The following is a 16,027-nucleotide window of genomic DNA, read 5'->3' as shown; positions in this document are numbered from 1 at the left end:
TACGCAACAATGGCGTTGTGAAAAACGTCGGCGAGGCTCGGGAGGCCCTCACGGGGCCCCCGCAGGAGGAGCTCGCGACCGGTGAGCGTTCGACACGCAACCGCGTCGCGCGATCCATCCTGGACCACGGCCCGTCGACCGTCGCCGAGCTGGCCGGCCGGCTGGGACTGACCCAGGCCGCCGTACGCAGGCATCTGGACGCGCTGGTCGCGGACGACGTCGTGGAGGCCAAGGAACAGCGGGTGTACGGCACGCGCACGCGTGGCCGTCCCGCCAAGGTCTTCGCGCTCACCGACTGCGGCCGCGACGCCTTCGACCAGTCGTACGACAAGCTCGCCGCGGACGCCATGAAGTGGATCGCCGAGCGCGAGGGCGGGAGCGAGGCGGTCGCCGCCTTTGCCCGTGCCCGGATCGCCGCTCAGGCGAGCGCCTACCGCAAGGCGATCGAGGCGGCCACCCCGGACCAGCGCACGGAAGCCCTGGCCAAGGCCCTGAGCGCAGACGGGTACGCTGCTACGGCGCGCAGCGCACCCCTCCCTCAAAAAGGCGAGCAGCTCTGCCAGCACCACTGCCCGGTCGCGCATGTCGCGGAGCAGTTCCCCCAGCTGTGCGAGGCGGAGACGGAGATCTTCGCCGAGCTGCTCGGAACGCACGTCCAGCGCCTGGCGACCATTGCGCACGGCGACGGCGTCTGCACGACGTTCATCCCAAAGATTTCCCACACCACCGATAACGCATCTGCAAGCACGGCCGGGAGGAACCCCGCATGACTCTCCCCACGGAGACTGCCCACCCCGAGCTCGAGGGACTGGGTAAGTACGAATACGGCTGGGCCGACTCCGACACGGCCGGCGCCTCTGCCAAGCGCGGCATCAACGAGGACGTCGTCCGCGACATCTCGGCGAAGAAGAACGAGCCGGACTGGATGACCAAGCTCCGCCTCAAGGGCCTGCGCCTGTTCGACAAGAAGCCCATGCCGAACTGGGGCTCGGACCTGTCGGGCATCGACTTCGACAACATCAAGTACTTCGTGCGCTCCACGGAGAAGCAGGCGGAGTCCTGGGAGGACCTGCCCGAGGACATCAAGAACACCTACGACAAGCTGGGCATCCCGGAGGCGGAGAAGCAGCGCCTGGTCGCCGGTGTCGCCGCCCAGTACGAGTCGGAGGTCGTCTACCACCAGATCCGTGAGGACCTGGAGGAGCAGGGCGTCATCTTCCTGGACACCGACACCGCGCTGAAGGAGCACCCGGAGCTCTTCAAGGAGTACTTCGGCACCGTCATCCCGGTCGGCGACAACAAGTTCGCGTCGCTGAACACCGCCGTGTGGTCCGGCGGCTCCTTCATCTACGTGCCGAAGGGCGTGCACGTCGAGATCCCGCTCCAGGCCTACTTCCGGATCAACACCGAGAACATGGGCCAGTTCGAGCGGACCCTGATCATCGTCGACGAGGGTGCCTACGTGCACTACGTCGAGGGCTGCACCGCCCCGATCTACAAGTCGGACTCGCTGCACTCCGCGGTCGTCGAGATCATCGTCAAGAAGAACGCCCGCTGCCGCTACACGACCATCCAGAACTGGTCGAACAACGTCTACAACCTGGTCACCAAGCGCGCCGTCGCCTACGAGGGCGCGACCATGGAGTGGATCGACGGCAACATCGGCTCCAAGGTGACGATGAAGTACCCGGCCGTCTACCTGATGGGCGAGCACGCCAAGGGCGAGACCCTGTCCATCGCCTTCGCGGGCGAGGGGCAGCACCAGGACGCCGGCTCCAAGATGGTCCACATGGCGCCGAACACCTCCTCCAACATCGTCTCCAAGTCGGTGGCGCGCGGCGGCGGTCGTACGTCCTACCGCGGTCTCGTCGAGATCGGCGAGGGCGCTCACGGCTCCAAGTCCAACGTGCTGTGCGACGCGCTGCTCGTCGACACCATCTCCCGCTCCGACACGTACCCCTACGTGGACGTCCGCGAGGACGACGTGTCCATGGGCCACGAGGCGACCGTCTCCAAGGTCTCCGAGGACCAGCTCTTCTACCTGATGAGCCGTGGTCTGAGCGAGTTCGAGGCGATGGCGATGATCGTGCGCGGCTTCGTCGAGCCCATCGCGAAGGAGCTGCCCATGGAGTACGCCCTTGAGCTCAACCGGCTGATCGAGCTGCAGATGGAAGGCGCGGTCGGTTAAGACCCGCTCCTTTCGGACAACAGCTAGCGAAATCTGACGTAGGAAAGAGAGCAGACCGACAGCCATGGCTGAGGCTCAGAACATCCCCGTGGGGTCCACCACCGCGGGCCAGATCGCGGTGGCCGCCGAGTCGACCGTCGCCACGCGCATGAGCGCGCCCCCGTCCTTCGACGTCGCGGACTTCCCGGTCCCGCACGGCCGTGAGGAGGAGTGGCGGTTCACCCCGCTGGAGCGCCTGCGCGGGCTGCACGACGGCACCGCCGTGGCGACCGGCGACGGCCTCCAGGTCACCATCGAGGCCCCCGAGGGCGTCACCGTCGAGACCGTCGGCCGCGACGACGCCCGCCTCGGCAAGGCGGGCATGCCCGTGGACCGCGTCGCCGCCCAGGCGTACTCGGCGTTCGAGAAGGCCGGCGTGATCACCGTCCCCAAGGAGACGGTCCTCACCGAGCCGATCCGGATCGCCGTGCACGGCGAGGGCGGGGTCGCCTACGGCCACCAGGTCGTCGAGCTCGGAGCCTTCGCCGAGGCCGTCGTCGTCATCGACCACACCGGTGACGCGGTCCTCGCGGCCAACGTCGACTACATCCTGGGCGACGGCGCCAAGCTGACCGTCGTCTCCGTCCAGGACTGGGACGACAAGGCCGTGCACGTCGGCCAGCACAACGCGCTGATCGGCCGCGACGCCACCTTCAAGTCGTTCGTGGTCACCTTCGGCGGCGACCTCGTACGCCTCCACCCGCGCGTCGCCTACGCCGGCACCGGCGGCGAGGCCGAGCTCTTCGGCCTCTACTTCACCGACGCCGGCCAGCACCAGGAGCACCGCCTCCTGGTCGACCACAACACCCCGCACTGCAAGTCCAACGTGGCCTACAAGGGCGCGCTGCAGGGCGAGGCCGCGCATGCGGTGTGGATCGGCGACGTCCTGATCGAGGCCAAGGCCGAGGGCACGGACACCTACGAGATGAACCGGAACCTGGTTCTGACCGACGGCGCCCGCGTCGACTCCGTGCCGAACCTGGAGATCGAGACCGGCGAGATCGTCGGCGCCGGGCACGCCTCGGCCACCGGCCGTTTCGACGACGAGCAGCTCTTCTACCTGATGGCCCGCGGCATCCCGGCCTACGAGGCCCGTCGCCTGGTGGTCCGCGGCTTCTTCGCCGAGCTGGTCCAGCAGATCGGTGTCGACGACATCGAGGAGCGTCTGCTCGCCAAGATCGAGACCGAGTTGGAGGCCACGGTCTGATGGCCTTCGTACGCGCCTGTGGGCTGAGCGAGCTGGAGGAGGACACCCCGAAGCGGGTGGAACTCGACGGCACGCCGGTCTCGGTCGTGCAGACCGAGGGTGAGGTGTTCGCGATCCACGACATCTGCTCCCACGCGAACGTGTCGCTCTCCGAGGGCGAGGTGGAGGACTGCCAGATCGAGTGCTGGCTGCACGGCTCCAGCTTCGACCTCCGCACCGGCAAGCCGTCCGGCCTACCCGCGACGCGCCCCGTCCCCGTATACCCCGTAAAGATCGAAGGGGACGACGTTCTCGTCTCCCTCACCCAGGAGTCCTGAGGCACCCATGGCAACGCTTGAAATCCGAGACCTGCACGTCACCGTCGAGGCCGACAACGCCACGAAGGAGATCCTCAAGGGCGTCGACCTCACCGTGAAGCAGGGCGAGACGCACGCCATCATGGGCCCGAACGGCTCCGGCAAGTCGACCCTCGCCTACTCCCTGGCGGGTCACCCGAAGTACACGATCACCGGCGGCACCGTCACCCTCGACGGCGAGGACGTCCTGGAGATGTCCGTCGACGAGCGCTCCCGCGCGGGCCTGTTCCTGGCGATGCAGTACCCGGTCGAGGTCCCCGGCGTCTCGGTCTCCAACTTCCTGCGCACCTCCGCCACCGCCATCCGCGGCGAGGCCCCCAAGCTGCGCACCTGGGTGAAGGAGGTCAAGGAGGCCATGGAGCGCCTCAACATGGACCCGTCCTTCGCCGAGCGCAACGTCAACGAGGGCTTCTCCGGCGGTGAGAAGAAGCGCCACGAGATCCTTCAGCTGGAGCTGCTCAAGCCGAAGGTCGCGATCCTCGACGAGACCGACTCCGGTCTGGACGTCGACGCCCTGCGCGTCGTCTCCGAGGGCGTGAACCGGGTCCGTGAGACCGGCGAGGTCGGCACCCTGCTGATCACGCACTACACGCGCATCCTGCGCTACATCAAGCCCGACTACGTCCACGTCTTCTCCGCCGGCCGCATCGTCGAGTCCGGCGGCGCCGAGCTCGCCGACAAGCTGGAGAACGAGGGCTACGAGGCCTACACGAAGGGTGGCGCATCCGCGTGACACAGCTGCCGGGCCTCCTCGACACCGAGGCGCTCCGCAAGGACTTCCCGATCCTGGACCGCGTCGTCCACGGCGACAAGAAGCTCGTGTACCTGGACAACGCGGCGACCTCGCAGACGCCGCGCCAGGTGCTCGATGTGCTCTCCGAGTACTACGAGCAGCACAACGCCAACGTCCACCGTGGCGTGCACGTCCTCGCCGAGGAGGCCACGGCGCTGTACGAGGGCGCGCGCGACAAGGTCGCCGAGTTCATCAACGCGCCCAGCCGCAACGAGGTGATCTTCACCAAGAACGCCTCCGAGTCGCTGAACCTCGTGGCCAACATGCTCGGCTGGGCCGACGAGCCCTACCGGGTGGACCACGAGACCGAGATCGTCATCACGGAGATGGAGCACCACTCCAACATCGTGCCGTGGCAGCTGCTCGCGCAGCGCACGGGCGCGAAGCTGAAGTGGTTCGGCCTCACCGACGACGGCCGTCTCGACCTGTCCAACATCAACGAGATCATCACGGAGAAGACGAAGATCGTCTCCTTCGTGCTGGTGTCGAACATCCTGGGCACCGTCAACCCGGTCGAGGCGATAGTGCGCCGCGCGCAGGAGGTCGGTGCGCTGGTCTGCATCGACGCCTCGCAGGCGGCTCCGCACATGCCGCTGGACGTGCAGTCGCTGCAGGCCGACTTCGTGGCCTTCACCGGCCACAAGATGTGCGGCCCGACCGGCATCGGCGTCCTCTGGGGCCGTCAGGAGCTGCTTGAGGACCTGCCTCCGTTCCTCGGCGGCGGCGAGATGATCGAGACGGTGTCGATGCACTCGTCGACGTACGCTCCCGCCCCGCACAAGTTCGAGGCGGGCACGCCCCCGATCTCCCAGGCGATCGGTCTGGGCGCGGCGATCGACTACCTCAACTCGATCGGCATGGACAAGATCCTCGCCCATGAGCACGCGCTCACCGAGTACGCGGTGAAGCGGTTCGCGGAGGTCCCCGACCTCAGGATCATCGGCCCGACCACGGCCGAGGACCGGGGCGCCGCGATCTCCTTCACGCTCGGCGACATCCACCCGCACGACGTGGGCCAAGTCCTCGACGAGCAGGGCATCGCCGTCCGGGTCGGCCACCACTGCGCACGCCCGGTGTGCCTGCGGTACGGAATTCCTGCGACCACGCGAGCGTCGTTCTATCTGTACTCCACGCCGGCCGAGATCGACGCTCTGGTGGACGGCCTGGAGCATGTCCGGAACTTCTTCGGCTGACGGGACGAGCGATCGCATGAAGCTGGATTCGATGTACCAGGAAGTCATCCTGGACCACTACAAGCACCCGCACGGGCGGGGCTTGCGGGATGGCGACGCCGAGGTGCACCACGTCAACCCGACGTGCGGCGATGAGATCACCCTGCGCGTGAAGTACGACGGCACGAAGATCGAGGACGTCTCGTACGAGGGCCAGGGCTGTTCCATCAGCCAGGCGAGCGCGTCCGTACTGAACGAACTCCTCGTCGGCAAGGACGTCGCCGACGCGCAGAAGATCCAGGAGACCTTCCTGGAGCTGATGCAGTCCAAGGGCAGGATCGAGCCCGACGACGCGATGGAGGAGGTGCTGGAGGACGCGGTCGCGTTCGCCGGCGTCTCCAAGTACCCGGCCCGGGTCAAGTGCGCCCTCCTCAGCTGGATGGCGTGGAAGGACGCGACGGCCCAGGCCCTGGGCGGAGCCGACGCCGAAAGGAAGACGGCATGAGCGAGACCGTTGAGATGAAGCCGGCCTCGGAGGAAGAGGTCCGTGAGGCGCTGTACGACGTCGTCGACCCGGAGCTGGGTATTGACGTCGTCAACCTCGGCCTGATCTACGGCATCCACATCGACGACGCGAACATCGCGACGCTCGACATGACCCTGACCTCGGCGGCCTGCCCGCTGACGGACGTCATCGAGGACCAGGCCAAGTCCGCCACGGACGGCCTCGTCAACGAGCTGCGCATCAACTGGGTCTGGATGCCGCCGTGGGGCCCGGACAAGATCACGGACGACGGCCGGGAGCAGCTTCGGGCGCTCGGGTTCAACGTCTGAGACACCCCGTTCGCGGGAGAGCGCGGAGAGCGGCGGTACCTGCGGGTGCCGCCGCTTTCGTGCGCTCGGCGCCCCCGTCTCAGGCGAGCCCGTCCACCAGCCGGAACGACGAGTCCGCGAGATACAGGGAGCTGTGGTCGTAGCGTTCGAGGCGTACGACGAAGTTCTTGTGCCGGAGGAAGTAGCCCGGGTAGTTGACCGACTCCAGCATGGTGGCGCCGGAGTGGGAGGAGCCGCGGGGACAGAACGTGGCGTCCTGGGCGAACAGGGCCGAGCCGTCGGTGCGTTCGGCGCGCAGGACGAAGCCGCGGTGGCGCAGGTACGTCCCGTCGTGCGTCGCGAAGGAATGGCAGGAACTGTTGGCCAGGCCCCTGACCTGCTTGAACGTGGAGTCCTGACGGGACTCGGAGCCGCGGACCCGGTCGAGGGCCACAGAGCCGTCGCGCACGTGCCAGTAGCGGTCGGGGTAGTTGACCGCACGTATGGACCGCCAGGTGGTGGTCGCCGGAGGCTTCGGTGCGGCCGTAGTCGGTGAACCGGCCCCGCCGGAGGGCGACTTGGACGGCTCCGGCGCCGGCTTGGGCCTGGTGGCGTTCTGCTGGCTGGGTGCCTTCGTCGTCGACTTCTGCGTCGACAGGCCGCTCCCGCCCTTGGGGGGAGTCTCCGACGGCGTGGCGAAGGAGATCAGGCCGGGCACCGTCGCGTCCGCGAAGGGGGACGCGGCCGCGGCTGAATCATCGTCAGCATCCCTTTCCGATACGGCTATCGCCGTGGCGCAGGCGATGATCGTCGCCATCGCCATCCCGCCCGCCAGCCACAGGCGGCGCGTCCCCGGTGCCCGCGAGGTGTCCGGGGCCCAGCCGTTCTCCCAGGGTTGGTCCTGAGACGACCGGGACTTGTTTTCAGGCATGCGGAGTTCCTCCAGCGGCGTCACGAGACGACAGCCGCGGCTGTGAAGGACAGGTATGTGAACGGTGAAACACTAGTGGACCCTGTGGTCCGGGAGCAGCTGTTTGGAACGAGCCGTATCCACATCGATTTCTCAGCGCGCTCCCAGTCCCGCCTCATCCGCCCGCACCACCGTGGCAGCGTGCCCCTCCCCGTACCCGCCCCCTGTGCACGCCCCGTGTTCGTGCTCGGCTGCCCCCGCTCCGGCACCACGCTGCTCCAGCTCATGCTGCATGCCCACCCCCGGATCGCCCTGCCCCCGGAGACCCGGTTCGTCCTGCCCGCCTACGAGGGCCGCCACCGCTTCGGTGACCTGCGCGACGCCGACAACCTGGCCGGGCTCGCACGCTGGATCACCGAGTGCGAGGAGACCCGGTTCCATGAGCTGGGGCTGGACGCCGAGGTCGTCGCCGGGCGGATCGCCGGTGGGCCGCCGACGCTCGGATCCGCGCTGGGGATCGCCCTCAAGTCGTATGCCGAGAGCCACGGCAAGCCGCGCTGGGGCGACAAACGGCCCGCGTACGCCCTGCACGTCGACGAGATCCTGCGGCTCTTCCCGGACGCGCAGTTCGTGCACCTCGTCCGTGACGGCCGCGACTGCGCGGCCTCGTTGCTCGGCATGCCCTGGTGGCACCGCGGCTTCCACGAGGCCGTCGCCACCTGGGCGCAGGTCATGGACACCACCCGGCGATCCGCGCGCCGACTGGGGCCGGACAGCTGGCACGAGCTGCGCTTCGAGGACCTGGTCGCCGACCCCGAGCCCCAACTGCGCACCCTCTGCGCGTACTTGGGCGAGGAGTACGCCCCCGAGATGACCGAGCCGCGGCGCCTGGCCGGCGCCGCCGTACCCGCCCGCAAGACCTGGCACCGACGCACCCACGGCGCCCTGGACACCTCCCGCGCGGGCAGCTGGCAACTACGACTGACGCCCGATCAGATACGGCTGTGCGACGCCGCGTTGGGCAAGCGGCTGGTGCGCCACGGCTATGAGCTCAGCGGAGCAGTCGGCCCCGACCCGGCCGAACTGCTCCGCTACCGCCGGGTCGCGGCGCTGCGGCGCGCCGCCCACACCAAGCGGCGAGTCCTCGACCGGCTGGCGCGGATGGGCGAACCCGGCCCGGTCGCGGCGCAGTTCGGGGCGTGAGCGGGCACAGTGCCCGGCCGTCAGTCGCGGTACGCGGCCGTCGCCATCACCGCGAGCGACCTGATCAGCGGGTTCGTGTCGCCCTCCTGCCACACCGCCAGCACGCGACTCGGCGCCATGTCCGCGATCGGTACGACGGCCAGCTCCTCGGGCATCTCGTGCCCGAGCGGTGCCATCCCGACGGTGCCGTTCCAGAGAACGGCCTGCACACACTCCTGGACGCCGCGCACCACGGGGCCCTCGCGCCGCTCACCGCCGTTCCAGTACGCCTGCCACAGCGGGTCGGTGCCGGGCGGGAAGCGGAACCAGCGCCGGCCGGCGAGGTCGGCCAATGTCAGCCGGTCGCGGCGGGCCAGCAGATCGTCGGCGCGCAGCACGGCGCCCACCGGGTCGGCGCGCAACTCGTGCACCGTCAGGCCGGTCACGTCGAACGGCCCACGGGTCAGGGCGACATCGACGAGACCGGCGCGCAGTCCGCAGGTCGGATCCGTCAGGTCGCTCTCGCGGATGCGGACCTCCACACCGGGATGGCGTCCGCGGTAGGCGGCGGCCAGCCGGGTCGCGCCCCGGTCGGTGCTGTCGCCCAGGAAACCGACGGTGAGGGTCCTGGCGCCGGCCGCCGTCGCCACGCGCACACGCACCCGGTCGGCCTGGTCGAGCAGGGCACGCGCCTCGTCCAGCAGCGTCGCTCCGGCCGGAGTGAGGGTGACGCCGGCGGGGGAGCGGTGCAGCAGGGTGGCGCCGACGTCGGACTCCAGTTGCCTGACCGCCCGGCTCAGCGGCGGCTGGCTCATGTGCAGGCGGGCGGCGGCCCGGCCGAAGTGCAGTTCCTCGGCGACGGCCACGAAATAGCGCAGGGTGCGCAGCTCCATGAACAGCGACGATACCCGTCCGGTATCGAGGTCACCGGATGGGTCTTGGACGGCCGCGGCACCTCGGCGGTGGACTCGCAGCATGCCTGACAAACCCATGTCCCCCGCGACCGTGGCGGACCCCGCCGCACCGACCGACGTTCCCCTGCCCGACCCCGCCGTACGGACGGCCGGCGCCCAGGAGATCGCCCCCGACCTGCTGGTGATCCCGAACCAACGGGTCCCGCTGGTGCCCAACATCGGCATCATCGGCGGCACCCGGGCCGTGCTCGTCGTCGAGACGGGAATCGGCACCGCCAACGCCGAGCAGGTCCTCGCCTTCGCCGCCGAGGTGGCGAAGGGCCGCCGACTGTATCTGACCACCACCCACTTCCACCCCGAGCACGCCTTCGGCGCCCATGTCTTCGCCGGCGAGGCCACCTACCTGGTCAACCGCGCACAGGCGGACGACCTCAGGACCAAGGGGCCGGGCTACCTGGAGATGTTCCGCGGCTTCGGCGGGGCGATCGCCCACCGGCTCGAAGGCGTCCGGCCGCCCACCCCCGACGTGGTCCACGACGGCGGCCACGACCTGGACCTCGGCGGCCGGATCGTGCGGCTGCGGGCGACCGGCCGGGGCCACACGACGGGCGACCAGGTGGTCGAAGTGCCGGACGCCGGGGTGCTGTTCACCGGGGACCTGGCCGAGACCGGGCAGTTCGCCATCTTCCCGTGGTTCCCGCCCTACGACACGGATGTGTCCGGCGTGCGCTGGCTGGCGGTGATGGAGCGGCTGGCCGCCGGCGAACCCCGGGTGGTGGTCCCCGGCCACGGCGACCTCGGCGGTCCGCAGGTGCTCGCCGACGTCCGTGACTATCTGCTCGAGTTGCGCGACGAGACCTGGCGCCGACGGGACTCCGCGATGGGCGAGGACGAGATCGTCGCCGAGGTCCGGGCGCTGCTGATCGAGCGGCATCCGGAGTGGGCCGGACGGGAGTGGATCGAGCGGGGCGTGGGGTGCCTGTGCGCCGAGCACACCGGCTGAGCCCGGGGAGTGTGCGCAGGTCGCCGTGGGACGGACGCGGGTGAATTCCCGGCGCCGAGCAGGGCATCATGGCCGGGCAGCACCGTAGTTCACGCACCGACAGGAGCTCCCGGATCATGGTCCACCGCCTCCCCCGTGCCCTTCGCCGAGCGCCGGCGGTCGCGGCCGTGTGCGGGGCGCTCGTCATCGCCGTCGGCGGATGCACGGCGTCCGACGGCGAGGACGGCGCCGCACCGGACCGCTCCACCGCGGGCCCGGGCGGCCAGGGGAAGGTGGTGCTGCCCGAGCCCGGCATCGGCTTCGACTACCAGATCGGCGGTGCCTACCCGCCGCCGCGCGGCGTGGAAGCGGTCTCCCGCGACCGAACCGCGAAGCCCGCGCCCGGCGTGTACAACATCTGTTACGTCAACACCTTCCAGGCCCAGCCGGACGCCGAGGAGTGGTGGCAGGCCCACCACCCCGACCTGCTCCTGCGTGACGACGACGGCAGCCTGGTCGTCGACGAGGACTGGGACGAGGCCCTGCTGGACATCTCGACCGCCGCCAAGCGCGAGCGGCTCGCCGGGATCGTGGGGAAGTGGCTCGACGGCTGCGCGGCGGCCGGATACCAGGCGATCGAGGCCGACAACCTCGATTCCAACGAGCGTTCCGACGGGCTGCTGACCGCCGATGACAACGTGGCCTTCGGCAAGCTGCTCGCCGCCCGGGCGCACGCCGCCGGTCTGGCGATCGGCCAGAAGAACGCCGCGTCTCTGGCGCGCCAGGGACGCGACCTCGGCTTCGACTTCGCGGTCGCCGAGGAGTGCGGCCAGTACGACGAGTGCGACGCCTACGCGGACGCCTACGACGACCGGGTCTTCGTCATCGAGTACCGCGCGGACGGCCTCGCCGCCGCCTGCAAGGGGTGGGGCGAGGAACTGTCGGTGGTGCTGCGCGACCTCGACGTCGTGTCCGAAGGGGAGGCCGGCTACCGCCGCCGTACCTGCTGACGGGTCAGTCGAGGACCGCGATGGCCTCGATCTCGACCAGGTGCTCGGGCACGTCCAGGGCCGCGACGCCGAGCAGCGTGGCCGGCGGTGCTGCGGTGACGCCCAGCTTGGTGGCCGCCCGGGTGATCCCCTCGATGAGCTGGGGCATCTTGTCGGGAGTCCAGTCGACGACGTGGACGTTCAGCTTCGCCACGTCGTCGAAGGAGGCGCCGGCCGCGGCCAGGGCGGTGCCGACGTTGAGGTAGCTCTGCTCGACCTGGGCGGCGAGGTCGTCCACCCCGACGTTGACGCCGTCCGCGTCCCAGGAGACCTGCCCGGCGACGAAGACCAGCTTCGAGCCGCGGGCGATCGCCACCTGCTGGTAGGCGCCGACCTCCACCAGTCCGATCGGGTTCATGAGGGTGATGGCCATGCTGTCCGCCTCCTTGCACACGGGCCGGAGCTCCCGGCGCCGTAGTCACTTGTGGTTACTCGGGAACCGTAGGAGAGTGTGGGCTGACATGGAAGAACGCACTTTTCAGTGACTGGGGAACCTCATGGGTACCAAGCAGTTCAGTGGCTCGCTCGACCAGGCGGACGTGACGCGCGCGGACTCCCTGGCCCGGGAGATCTTCACGGACATCGCCAACAAGTGGGCTCTGCTGATCATCGAGGCCATCGGGGACCGCACCCTGCGCTTCAGCGAGGTGCGCGGTGAGGTCGACGGCATCAGCCACAAGATGCTCACCCAGAACCTGCGCATGCTGGAGCGCAACGGGCTGGTCGAGCGCACCGTGCACCCCACGGTGCCGCCACGCGTCGAGTACGCCCTCACCGAGCCCGGACGGGCCCTGCGGGTGACCATCGACGGCATGTGCGACTGGACCCACCGGTACATCGGGCACATCGAGGAGTCCCGCGAACGCTTCGAGGCGCAGCGGCCGTAGCTGTTGGTGCGAGGCGATGTCTACGGCCGTAATCGTTGGCGCGAGGCGCCGCGTACGGCCGTAGCCGTTCGCGTGAGGCGTTGCGTACGACTGTACGTATCGTTGTGTACGCTCGTACGCATGGGATACCTGCTGCTCGCCGGAGCCATAGCGGCCGAGGTGGCCGCCACGACCGCCATGAAGTACAGCGAGGGCTTCAGCCGGCTCTTGCCTTCGCTGCTGACCGCCCTCGGTTACCTGCTCTCCTTCGCTCTGCTCGCCCAGACGCTGAAGACCGTCTCGGTGGGCACGGCCTACGCGATCTGGGCCGGCGTCGGCACCGCCGCCATCGCCACCATCGGGATCCTGTTCATGGGGGAGGGGATGACGGCCACCAAGGCCGCCGGCATCGCGCTGATCATCGTCGGCGTGGTCGTGCTGAACCTGGGCGGTGCGCACTGATGGCCCGGCGCTACGACCCCGAGCGACGTCAGCGGATCATCGACGCCGCGATCCGGGTCGTCGGGCAGAAGGGCATCGCCGGGCTGAGCCACCGCACCGTCGCCGCCGAGGCGGATGTGCCGCTCGGCTCGACGACGTACCACTTCAAGACCCTCGACGACCTCCTGGTCGCCGCGCTGCGCCAGGCGAACGAGGGCTTCGCCAAGGTGATCGCCTCGCGCGGCGGCCTTCAGGACCCGGAAACCGACCTGGCCGCCGAGCTGGCCGGCTGGATGGGCGAGTGGCTCGCGGGCGACCGCACCGGCGTGGAGCTGGAGTACGAGCTCTACCTCGCGGCCCTGCGCCGCCCCGCCCTGCGCCCGGTCGCCGCCGAGTGGGCGAGCGACCTCGCCGAGCGCCTGTCTCACCGCACCGACCCGATCACGGCACGGGCACTGGTGGCGCTGATGGACGGCATCTGCCTGCAGGTACTGCTGACGGAGGCGCCGTACGACGAGGCCTACGCCCGCGATGTGCTGCGCCGGGTGATTCCCTGAAGTGCCGTGCGAGCCACGGCTTCTGACCTGCCGTGAACTCTTTTCCGCCGTGCGGGGAACAGGAGGTGACACGCTCCATACGACACAACAGGGGGAGGCCTTGTGAGCGGACCGCCGCCGCATGCGGAAGGCGTGGCGAACGATGCCGAAGTGGTCGCCGGATCACTGGACCGGCCCGAGCTGTTCGCCCGGCTCTACGACCGGTAGGCGCCCGACATCCACCGGTACGCGGCGCGGCGGCTCGGGGAGGTGGCCGCGGACGACTCCCCCACGCTCGAATACGCTCGCGCGGGGGACCCCCATCGGCCGACACCTTCCTGACCGCCTTCCGCATCCGCGCCCGCTGCGACCGCACCCGCCCCAGCGCGCGCCCCTGGCTCTACGGGATCGCCGCCAACCTCATCGGCAAGCAGCGCCGAGCCGAGGTGCGGGCGCTCAGGGCGCTGGCCCGCACCGGGCACGACCCGGTGGCCGGCGGCGAGCTGGTCGACCACCTGGTCGAGGACGAGGCGGGCCACCAGGCCGTCGCCGTCAGGTTCCCCGAGCCCGGCCGCGAAGGCGAGAAGCACGCCGACGAATGGCTGCTCGACCCCGTGACCTTCGAGGTCGTCGGCGAGCGAGTGATCGAGGACGGCGAAGTGGTCGGCGGCAACGCGACAGTGGCGAAGGCGGTGGTGGACAAGGCCGGCGAGCGGTCCTGAGCGGGGGTGGGGGGCCCGGCGCACGCGAGGGCGGGTGCGCCGGGCCGTTTGTCGCGCGGCGGACGGGCCCGGGCGCACGCGTGCTCACCCCACTCCACCCCACTCCACGGTTCGCACCCTGAGACGCCCCGTGCCCGAGTTCGCCCCGACGCGCCCCCGCCGGTTAGGTTGCCCTCATGACCGACACGACTGCTCCTCGCACCACCGGCGCCGTGGCCGCCGGCCTCGCCACGATCGCCGCCGACGGCACCGTTCTCGACACCTGGTTCCCCGCGCCCGAGCTCATCGCCGAGCCCGGCCCCTCCGGCAGCGAGCGGCTGTCCGCCGAGCGGGCCGTGGAGCTGCTCGGCGAAGGTGCCGCGAAGGCGATCGGTCCGGACGCCCGCCGGGGCGTCGAGGTCGTCGCGGTCCGCACGGTCATCGCCTCGATCGACGAGAAGCCGATCGACGCGCACGACGTCTACCTGCGCCTGCACCTGCTCTCCCACCGCCTGGTCAAGCCGCACGGCCTGAGCCTGGAGGGCCAGTTCGGCTTCCTCGCCAACGTGGCCTGGACCTCGCTCGGCCCGGTCGCCGTCGACGACGTCGAGACGGTCCGGCTGAACGCCCGCGCCGAGGGCCTGCACCTCCAGGTGACCTCGATCGACAAGTTCCCGCGCATGACGGACTACGTGGCGCCGAAGGGCGTCCGCATCGCCGACGCCGACCGCGTCCGCCTCGGCGCGCACCTCTCCGAGGGCACGACGGTCATGCACGAGGGCTTCGTGAACTTCAACGCCGGCACCCTCGGCACGTCGATGGTCGAAGGCCGCATCTCCGCGGGCGTCGTGGTCGGCGACGGCTCCGACATCGGCGGCGGCGCGTCGACGATGGGCACGCTGTCCGGCGGCGGCAACGTGATCATCAGCATCGGCGAGCGGTGCCTGATCGGCGCCGAGGCGGGCGTCGGTATCGCGCTGGGCGACGAGTGCGTCGTCGAGGCGGGCCTGTACGTCACCGCCGGCACCCGCATCACGATGCCCGACGGCCAGATCGTCAAGGCCCGCGAACTGTCCGGCGCGTCCAACATCCTCTTCCGCCGCAACTCGGTCACCGGCACGGTCGAGGCCCGGCCGAACAACGCGGTGTGGGGCGGGTTGAACGAGATCCTGCACAGCCACAACTGACGATCGCCGGCCGTGACGTACGGCCGCACCATCGATCAACGCCCTGACCTGCTGCGGAGCTGTCGGCAGTGCCGGTGTTGGTCATGGCTGAGCGCCCTTCCACGGCCTGAGGACGGCCTGGGAGGGCGCTTGTGCGTGTTTCTCCGGATCACGTTCATCAAGCCGCTTTGCCGGTATATCGACAGCTCCGCATCATTCGAGAGACCCTCGCCGCGCAGCCTCTTCGGCCGGAATCCGCAGCATATGAAGCAGTAAGGCAACCGTTCTTCCAGGAGTTGGAAAATCTACAGAAGGTCATGGGAGACGACCTACAACCGAGAACCTCCCGCCGGTCTTAGCAGGGAGCGAGCCGCCGACTGGATCGAGGGGATAGGCGGCGAGGAGGTCCCTGGCGTCACGGGTTCGGCGTCGAGTTGTCGAAGTAGCCGAGGAGTTGACCGCAGGGTGGGCAGCGGTCGTGTCGGACAGGGCTGCGGGCGTCGGCGCCGATCCACGCGCTGGGCGAGGGGATGCTCGACAGACTGTCGTCGGTGACGCTGTCCGGGATGTCGGAGGAGGACGGGGGCGTCCTGGGAGCCGAACAGGAAGTTGATGCTGTGATGCCTCAACGGCCCTGCCACGGTCGCACTTGCGGGGCGCCGCGTGGTGGGGCGATCTGGAAGGTGTCACAAACGCCAGGGCTGATCGGTCT

18 protein-coding genes and 1 pseudogene are annotated in these 16,027 nt (G+C 69.7%); 16 read left to right on the top strand and 3 right to left on the bottom strand.

The genetic code is table 11. The features are described from left to right. Positions 1-17: 17 nt before the first annotated feature. The 8 genes from OG254_RS12185 (at position 18) to OG254_RS12150 (ending at position 6,589) form a co-directional block, all read left to right on the top strand. The gene (locus tag OG254_RS12185; RefSeq protein ID WP_405580539.1) at positions 18-770 is read left to right on the top strand and encodes a helix-turn-helix transcriptional regulator; all 753 of its coding nucleotides are present in this window, start codon (positions 18-20) and stop codon (positions 768-770) included. Continuing rightward, complete coding sequence (gene sufB / locus OG254_RS12180; protein WP_405580536.1) at positions 767-2,188, top strand: Fe-S cluster assembly protein SufB; 1,422 nt, start codon at positions 767-769, stop codon at positions 2,186-2,188. The genes OG254_RS12185 and sufB overlap by 4 nt, the downstream gene beginning before the upstream one ends. Positions 2,189-2,252: 64 nt before the next feature. Further along, positions 2,253-3,434, top strand: coding sequence for a Fe-S cluster assembly protein SufD (gene sufD / locus OG254_RS12175; protein WP_405580533.1), 1,182 nt, complete (start codon positions 2,253-2,255; stop codon positions 3,432-3,434). Then, positions 3,434-3,751 (top strand): non-heme iron oxygenase ferredoxin subunit, encoded by a 318-nt coding sequence (locus OG254_RS12170; protein ID WP_031057580.1) that lies wholly within the window; start codon positions 3,434-3,436, stop codon positions 3,749-3,751. The genes sufD and OG254_RS12170 overlap by 1 nt, the downstream gene beginning before the upstream one ends. A gap of 7 nt (positions 3,752-3,758) precedes the next feature. Further along, entirely contained in the window at positions 3,759-4,523 is a 765-nt protein-coding gene (gene sufC / locus OG254_RS12165) for a Fe-S cluster assembly ATPase SufC (RefSeq protein ID WP_405580530.1), read from the top strand. Next, positions 4,520-5,776 (top strand): cysteine desulfurase, encoded by a 1,257-nt coding sequence (locus OG254_RS12160; protein WP_405580527.1) that lies wholly within the window; start codon positions 4,520-4,522, stop codon positions 5,774-5,776. Before sufC ends, OG254_RS12160 begins: the two co-directional genes overlap by 4 nt. A gap of 16 nt (positions 5,777-5,792) precedes the next feature. After that, entirely contained in the window at positions 5,793-6,260 is a 468-nt protein-coding gene (gene sufU, locus OG254_RS12155; protein ID WP_405580524.1) for a Fe-S cluster assembly sulfur transfer protein SufU, read from the top strand. Continuing rightward, positions 6,257-6,589 (top strand): metal-sulfur cluster assembly factor, encoded by a 333-nt coding sequence (locus OG254_RS12150; RefSeq protein ID WP_102911749.1) that lies wholly within the window; start codon positions 6,257-6,259, stop codon positions 6,587-6,589. Before sufU ends, OG254_RS12150 begins: the two co-directional genes overlap by 4 nt. A 79-nt stretch (positions 6,590-6,668) precedes the next feature. On the opposite strand, the gene OG254_RS12145 is transcribed toward OG254_RS12150, so the two are convergent. Then, positions 6,669-7,499 carry an AbfB domain-containing protein gene (locus OG254_RS12145; RefSeq protein WP_405580520.1) on the bottom strand — a complete coding sequence of 277 codons (831 nt, stop codon included), beginning with the start codon at positions 7,497-7,499 and terminating at the stop codon, positions 6,669-6,671. A gap of 180 nt (positions 7,500-7,679) precedes the next feature. Here OG254_RS12145 and OG254_RS12140 point away from each other — a divergent pair, with 180 nt between their 5' ends. Beyond that, positions 7,680-8,681 carry a sulfotransferase family protein gene (locus tag OG254_RS12140; protein WP_405580517.1) on the top strand — a complete coding sequence of 334 codons (1,002 nt, stop codon included), beginning with the start codon at positions 7,680-7,682 and terminating at the stop codon, positions 8,679-8,681. 20 nt (positions 8,682-8,701) lie between these two features. Here OG254_RS12140 and OG254_RS12135 read toward each other — a convergent pair whose 3' ends face one another. Beyond that, positions 8,702-9,553, bottom strand: coding sequence for a LysR substrate-binding domain-containing protein (locus tag OG254_RS12135; protein ID WP_405580514.1), 852 nt, complete (start codon positions 9,551-9,553; stop codon positions 8,702-8,704). An 82-nt stretch (positions 9,554-9,635) separates the two neighbouring features. Here OG254_RS12135 and OG254_RS12130 point away from each other — a divergent pair, with 82 nt between their 5' ends. Together OG254_RS12130 and OG254_RS12125 are read left to right on the top strand one after the other, a co-directional pair. Next, positions 9,636-10,577 carry an MBL fold metallo-hydrolase gene (locus OG254_RS12130; RefSeq protein ID WP_405580511.1) on the top strand — a complete coding sequence of 314 codons (942 nt, stop codon included), beginning with the start codon at positions 9,636-9,638 and terminating at the stop codon, positions 10,575-10,577. A 116-nt stretch (positions 10,578-10,693) separates the two neighbouring features. Further along, positions 10,694-11,566 (top strand): endo alpha-1,4 polygalactosaminidase, encoded by an 873-nt coding sequence (locus OG254_RS12125; protein ID WP_405580508.1) that lies wholly within the window; start codon positions 10,694-10,696, stop codon positions 11,564-11,566. Positions 11,567-11,570: 4 nt separating this feature from the next. On the opposite strand, the gene OG254_RS12120 is transcribed toward OG254_RS12125, so the two are convergent. Then, complete coding sequence (locus OG254_RS12120) at positions 11,571-11,978, bottom strand: RidA family protein (protein ID WP_405580505.1); 408 nt, start codon at positions 11,976-11,978, stop codon at positions 11,571-11,573. Positions 11,979-12,102: 124 nt separating this feature from the next. Here OG254_RS12120 and OG254_RS12115 point away from each other — a divergent pair, with 124 nt between their 5' ends. The 5 genes and pseudogenes from OG254_RS12115 (at position 12,103) to dapD (ending at position 15,336) form a co-directional block, all read left to right on the top strand. Further along, entirely contained in the window at positions 12,103-12,492 is a 390-nt protein-coding gene (locus tag OG254_RS12115) for a winged helix-turn-helix transcriptional regulator (RefSeq protein WP_405580502.1), read from the top strand. Positions 12,493-12,612: 120 nt separating this feature from the next. Further along, positions 12,613-12,933 (top strand): DMT family transporter, encoded by a 321-nt coding sequence (locus OG254_RS12110; RefSeq protein WP_405580499.1) that lies wholly within the window; start codon positions 12,613-12,615, stop codon positions 12,931-12,933. Continuing rightward, positions 12,933-13,469, top strand: coding sequence for a TetR/AcrR family transcriptional regulator (locus OG254_RS12105; RefSeq protein WP_405580497.1), 537 nt, complete (start codon positions 12,933-12,935; stop codon positions 13,467-13,469). Before OG254_RS12110 ends, OG254_RS12105 begins: the two co-directional genes overlap by 1 nt. A 102-nt stretch (positions 13,470-13,571) precedes the next feature. Beyond that, positions 13,572-13,960: pseudogene (locus tag OG254_RS12100) on the top strand (RNA polymerase sigma factor); the annotation flags it as partial. Positions 13,961-14,346: 386 nt separating this feature from the next. Next, positions 14,347-15,336 (top strand): 2,3,4,5-tetrahydropyridine-2,6-dicarboxylate N-succinyltransferase, encoded by a 990-nt coding sequence (gene dapD / locus OG254_RS12095; protein ID WP_405580494.1) that lies wholly within the window; start codon positions 14,347-14,349, stop codon positions 15,334-15,336. Positions 15,337-16,027 lie beyond the last annotated feature (691 nt).

The organism is Streptomyces sp. NBC_01092, assembly GCF_045039535.1.
GTDB lineage: Bacteria > Actinomycetota > Actinomycetes > Streptomycetales > Streptomycetaceae > Streptomyces.
This window is presented reverse-complemented; position numbering and strand designations above follow the sequence as displayed.

Excerpts from the sequence above, each read along its gene's own strand:
- sufB (WP_405580536.1), top strand. The coding sequence starts at position 767 with ATGACTCTCCCCACGGAGACTGCCCACCCCGAGCTCGAGGGACTGGGT.
- sufD (WP_405580533.1), top strand. The coding sequence starts at position 2,253 with ATGGCTGAGGCTCAGAACATCCCCGTGGGGTCCACCACCGCGGGCCAG.
- OG254_RS12170 (WP_031057580.1), top strand. The coding sequence starts at position 3,434 with ATGGCCTTCGTACGCGCCTGTGGGCTGAGCGAGCTGGAGGAGGACACC.
- sufC (WP_405580530.1), top strand. The coding sequence starts at position 3,759 with ATGGCAACGCTTGAAATCCGAGACCTGCACGTCACCGTCGAGGCCGAC.
- sufU (WP_405580524.1), top strand. The coding sequence starts at position 5,793 with ATGAAGCTGGATTCGATGTACCAGGAAGTCATCCTGGACCACTACAAG.
- OG254_RS12150 (WP_102911749.1), top strand. The coding sequence starts at position 6,257 with ATGAGCGAGACCGTTGAGATGAAGCCGGCCTCGGAGGAAGAGGTCCGT.
- OG254_RS12145 (WP_405580520.1), bottom strand. The coding sequence starts at position 7,499 with ATGCCTGAAAACAAGTCCCGGTCGTCTCAGGACCAACCCTGGGAGAAC.
- OG254_RS12135 (WP_405580514.1), bottom strand. The coding sequence starts at position 9,553 with ATGGAGCTGCGCACCCTGCGCTATTTCGTGGCCGTCGCCGAGGAACTG.
- OG254_RS12130 (WP_405580511.1), top strand. The coding sequence starts at position 9,636 with ATGCCTGACAAACCCATGTCCCCCGCGACCGTGGCGGACCCCGCCGCA.
- OG254_RS12125 (WP_405580508.1), top strand. The coding sequence starts at position 10,694 with ATGGTCCACCGCCTCCCCCGTGCCCTTCGCCGAGCGCCGGCGGTCGCG.
- OG254_RS12120 (WP_405580505.1), bottom strand. The coding sequence starts at position 11,978 with ATGGCCATCACCCTCATGAACCCGATCGGACTGGTGGAGGTCGGCGCC.
- OG254_RS12115 (WP_405580502.1), top strand. The coding sequence starts at position 12,103 with ATGGGTACCAAGCAGTTCAGTGGCTCGCTCGACCAGGCGGACGTGACG.
- OG254_RS12110 (WP_405580499.1), top strand. The coding sequence starts at position 12,613 with ATGGGATACCTGCTGCTCGCCGGAGCCATAGCGGCCGAGGTGGCCGCC.
- OG254_RS12105 (WP_405580497.1), top strand. The coding sequence starts at position 12,933 with ATGGCCCGGCGCTACGACCCCGAGCGACGTCAGCGGATCATCGACGCC.
- dapD (WP_405580494.1), top strand. The coding sequence starts at position 14,347 with ATGACCGACACGACTGCTCCTCGCACCACCGGCGCCGTGGCCGCCGGC.